Source organism: Amycolatopsis sp. NPDC051372 (assembly GCF_040682095.1).
Taxonomy (GTDB): domain Bacteria; phylum Actinomycetota; class Actinomycetes; order Mycobacteriales; family Pseudonocardiaceae; genus Amycolatopsis.
The window spans coordinates 1-1,371 of the sequence record NZ_JBFBAF010000103.1 but is presented as its reverse complement, the minus strand read 5'-3'; the positions used below and the strand labels follow the sequence as shown (position 1 = coordinate 1,371).

Genomic DNA, 1,371 nt, shown 5'->3' with positions numbered 1-1,371 from the left:
TACTCCAGCCGCACTTCGTGATGTATGGTTCGTCTTCGCTGGTAGTGGGCTTGCTGGGCTCGGTGCTGATGGCGTCGGCGCCAGTGTGACCAGGCCCAGGTTGCGAGGCGGTCGAGCGGGGTGGTGATCAGGTGTGCCAGGAGACGCTTGACCTCGCCCAGCGTGACTGGGATGAGGCCGCTGCCAGGGCTTTTGGGGCGATCGCCGCGGTCACGGCGAGGTAGGTGTGAGCGAGCACGGCTAGGGTGACGTGTCGGTACCAGGCGTCGTAGCGGCGAACCTGGTAGTGGTCGAGGCCGACGTCGGTCTTCGCGGTCTGGAAGCAGTCCTCGATCGCCCACCGTGCCCCGGCCACCCGAATCACATCCTCATCGGTTGTTCCCGTTGGGGCACAACACAAGTAGTAAGCGATCTCGTGCTGTCCCTTGCTGTTGCGGGTCAGTGAGCGGCGGGCGAGTAACCAGCGTTCCCAGCCGGGCGGGGTGGTGTCGGAATAGGTCGGCAACTCGGCGACAGCCCAGTCGAACATCCGCGGCCCCTTGGCGCCGTCGCCGCAGCTTCGGCGTTTCCACGCGTCACCGGGGGCGTGGGCGACGAGTGCGTCGGCGCGGGACGTGCCGGCCACCGCGGGGATGGTCTGACTGCTGGGCACGGCCACGACATAGCCGATCCGCTGGTCCTCCAGCCATCGTCGGAATTTCGAGTCGGCACCGTAGGCTTCGTCGGCGGTGACCCACGTCGCGGGCACACCGGCGTCCAGGGCACGGGCGAGCATCCGCTGCGCGAGCACGGGTTTGGTCGCGAACTCGACCTCCTCGGGCACCGCCGCCTCGCGGCAGCGTTCTCGATCGGCGGTCCAGGATTTCGGCAGGTACAGCTCGCGGTCGATCAAGGTGCGGCCTTTGCTGGTGGCGTAAGCGCAAAACACGCCGAGCTGGCAGTTCTCGATCCGCCCGGCAGTGCCGGAATACTGGCGCTGCACGCCAGCAGATTTGGTGCCCTTCTTGAGGAATCCGGTCTCGTCCACGATCAGCACACCGTCACGCTCGCCCAGGTGCCCGACCGCATAGTCGCGGACATCATCGCGGACGCCGTCGGCGTCCCAGGCCGCCGCGTTGAGCAAGCGTTGCATCCCGTCCGGGGTGAGGTCACCGGCGGCCTCAGCCAACGTCCAGCCGTTTTTGCCAGCCAGCGGCGCAAGCAAACCACGCACGTAGGCACGAGCCCTGCGCCGAGGTTCAGCCCGATGGAACCGTCCCGCGACCTGCGCAAACAGGTCATCCAACCCGGACACCCAGGCCACCAGATCATCATCGCTCAACACAAGAGCGACACACTACACGGCAAGTATCACGAAGTGCGGCTGGAGTA

Annotated in this window: 1 pseudogene; it reads right to left on the bottom strand. The window is 66.4% G+C overall.

The features are described 5' to 3' along the window. A pseudogene (locus tag AB0M56_RS50560) lies at positions 1-1,306 on the bottom strand (IS701 family transposase); the annotation flags it as partial. Positions 1,307-1,371: the final 65 nt, after the last annotated feature.